Consider the following 2,652-nt stretch of genomic DNA (forward strand, 5'->3'; position numbering starts at 1 on the left):
TTATTATTCCAGATAGTGTAGTCACCATTGGTTCAGATGCTTTTCAGAATAACGACATAACTACTCTAGTTATAGGTAATAATGTTGTTAGTATAGATGAGGGAGCTTTTGCATTTAATGATTTACCTAGTGTTACTATTCCAAATACCGTTATTAGTATAGGTGATGGAGCTTTTGTTCAGAATAACACTATGCAAACTTTAGTGTTGGGAAACAATGTTGAAACTATAGGTGAATTTGCATTTCGATTTAATAGTATTGATAATCTTAATATACCTAATAGTGTAATTAGTATTGGTCAATTAGCATTTCAAGATAATCAAATGACTAGTTTAGTTTTAGGTAATAATTTAGAAACAATTGGTGATCAAGCTTTTAACGGTGCTAATAATATAAGTAACATTACAATACCTGCAAGCGTTACAACAATGGGCGTAAATGTATTTGGGTCAGGATTAACCGATGTAACTTCATTATCTACAACACCACCAACAATCATAACTGGTGGTACAGATACTTTTTCTGGACTTCGTAGTAACATCCATTTACACATTCCTGCTGGTACAATGGGAGCTTATGTTACAGATTCTGGAGCATTATGGACAGGTTTCAACCCAGTCACTGAAGATGCAGGTTTAAGTACTTCAGATTTCGAATTGGCTCATGATATAAAAATTATTTCAACAACTGATAAAGTTGAAGTTAAGCATTCAAACAACATAAGGCTTGAGCAATATAATATTTATAGTATATCTGGAGCTAAAATAAAAGAAGGAAAAGAAAAGACTATTAATGTAAATACGCTTTCAAACGGTATCTATATTTTAGAAATGGTATTTAATGAAGGCCGAATTGCTAAAAAGTTTGTAAAGTAAGAATTAATGAATTTAAACAACCAATTATAATATTTTATTAACCCCCAAACCTATTAAAGATGAAAACCTTATTTAAATTAATCAACCTATTTGTATTAGCTTTATTACTATCCACTTTTAGTTGTAGTAACGACGATGATACCCAAGTTGTTATAAACCTTCAAGATTTAGAGGTAACAATTGACGAAAACCCTTCCGATGAACAAGTAATTGGCACCGTTCAAAATGATGGTAATAGCTCATTAACTTATAGTATAAGCACACAAACACCATCTGGAGCTTTAATTATAAATGCTAGTACTGGAGAATTAACTGTTGCAAATCCTGAATTATTCGACTTTGAAACAAATACAATAATTACAGCAACAGTTTCTGCTGATGAAGCAGTAAATACTTCAACAGTAACTATTAACATTAATAATGTAATTGAAACAAATGCTCAAGACTTTACTGCTTCTGTTGATGAAAATCCAACAAACGGCGATTCTTTAGGAACCATACTAGCATCAGGAGACAACACATTAAGTTTTAGTATTAGTTCTCAAACTCCAGCTGGAGCTGTTGCCATAAATTCTAGTACAGGAGAGTTAACCGTAGCCGAAGCTACTTTATTCGATTTTGAAACAAATCCTGCAATAACAGCAAACATAGCAGTTGATAACTCAGGAAATATTGAAACGGTAATGGCTACTATTAGCCTTAATAATGTAGATAATATTGCCCTACTTTTATCAACTTCTCTATCAAATTACAATGCGGCAAGTATAGGAGATTGGATTATTGTAACAGAGACAGAATATGATAATTTAGCTAATAATTTAAATAATATTACAAGAGCAGGAACAACAGTAGCAGAATATAGCAATACATATTCTTCTCAAACTACTGGCGCTCTTATATTTTCAAATTATACCAACACAGCATTAATTCCAAACAATGGTTATGTAATCGCTTTTAAATATAAAGTTTATATTGCAACCAATAAAACAGGTGTTAAAATTAAGCAATCTAGTACTGCAAATAACACTGGTTTCTCAGATTTAGGAAACGCATTACCATCACATTCTGGTTCTTCTCAAGACATCTTTTTTGTGTTAAAGGGTAATAATACGCCTGTTACTGCAAATGGTTATTTAGGGTTTGATCAACCTGGAGGTAGTATGTTTTTATATAATATTACGTCGGGTAATGGTGCATATTGGGCTTCGTCCAATGCTTCAAGTTTAAATGGTCAATTTGCTAATCAACAGGTATTTTATCAAGGATTAAGTACAACGCAAATGCAATGGTAATCATAAGGTTATGTTAACCTTTAGCTTAATCATAACATTGTTGATGCTGTTTAAGGGATTAAATTTATAAAAATAAAGAGTCCCTCAGAGCTCTTAACTTTGCGTGGCTCTTTATTTTAAAATGAATAGTTATAAACTAAGGATTATAAGACTGAATTAATAAAGTCATATTACAATGCTAAATTTACGTTTCATTTCATCATTACTTTTACTTTTAGTTTGCTTTAAATCTTACAGTCAGGTAGGTATAAATACTACTAATCCAAATGCTACGTTGGACATAAGAGTTTCAAACCAAGCAACACCAGCAAATAATGATGGATTATTAATACCTAAAATTGATAATTTTCCCACCGTCAATCCAACAGCGGCTCAAAATGGGATGCTAGTTTATCTCACAACAGATGGCACCTTTTATTACTGGGAAAACAATACCATTGCCTGGATCCCACTAAGTTCAGGAGGCAATGTGGATCGTATAGATG

Annotated in this window: 2 protein-coding genes and 1 pseudogene; all 3 read left to right on the forward strand. The window is 32.1% G+C overall.

The annotated features are described in order from the left end of the window. Positions 1-875 (forward strand): leucine-rich repeat domain-containing protein (locus tag WBN21_RS12090; protein ID WP_424200623.1); only part of this gene is annotated, 875 nt, incomplete at its 5' end. Between the two features lie 59 nt (positions 876-934). Further along, positions 935-2,167: a cadherin repeat domain-containing protein gene (locus WBN21_RS12095; protein WP_424200625.1), complete on the forward strand. Its 1,233-nt coding sequence runs from the start codon at positions 935-937 to the stop codon at positions 2,165-2,167. Between the two features lie 175 nt (positions 2,168-2,342). Further along, positions 2,343-2,652: pseudogene (locus WBN21_RS12100) on the forward strand (hypothetical protein); the annotation flags it as partial.

This window comes from Algibacter sp. (genome assembly GCF_049667265.1).
Lineage (GTDB): Bacteria > Bacteroidota > Bacteroidia > Flavobacteriales > Flavobacteriaceae > Algibacter_B.

What these genes read in the sequence shown, in the direction of transcription:
- WBN21_RS12095 (WP_424200625.1), top strand. Translation starts at nt 935, where the DNA reads ATGAAAACCTTATTTAAATTAATCAACCTATTTGTATTAGCTTTATTA.